The 435-nt window shown below is 62.5% G+C and carries 1 protein-coding gene; it reads right to left on the bottom strand.

Going from position 1 to position 435, the window contains the following annotated elements; genetic code table 11:
- Positions 1-222: 222 nt before the first annotated feature.
- Positions 223-435 (bottom strand): hypothetical protein (locus tag KJQ97_RS10095; protein WP_214120707.1); only part of this gene is annotated, 213 nt, incomplete at its 5' end.

Here is a 435-nt window from a genome sequence, read left to right as displayed (position 1 = left end):
CTCGACGTCTGCGCGTCACGACCCGGTAACACCGCTGGTAACGTCGCCTTCGTCCCCGTCACCGAGGTACTCGATCGCACCAGGCTCAATAGCATTGATACCGCCCTCGCTCTGGCCCCGATCGTTGTTGCTAGTGTCTGGAAATCCTGGCTGACGGGATCGGGCATCCAGAGTTGGATGTACCGCCCATTTGGGCTGTCAGCCTGAGCGCCGGGCCCAGGGTCAGGCATGTGACAACTCTCCGGTTGCCGTTTTCGTCAGGGGCCGGTTCATGGTCTCAGGTGCCAGCGTCTGGCCGGTCACAGCGCCAACGACGCATAGACCTGCCGCGATGACCATGCACCACTTGACCCCGATTGTCCCGATGCCAATGGGCAGCAGGTAGGTGCCAAGGAAGGCACCAATGCGGCTGACTGCCGACCCGAACCCTACGCC

This window comes from Campylobacter sp. 2018MI01 (assembly GCF_018501205.1).
Taxonomy (GTDB): Bacteria; Campylobacterota; Campylobacteria; order Campylobacterales; family Campylobacteraceae; genus Campylobacter_E.
Note: the sequence above shows the minus strand (reverse complement) of the source record. Positions and strands in the feature narration are given on the sequence as shown.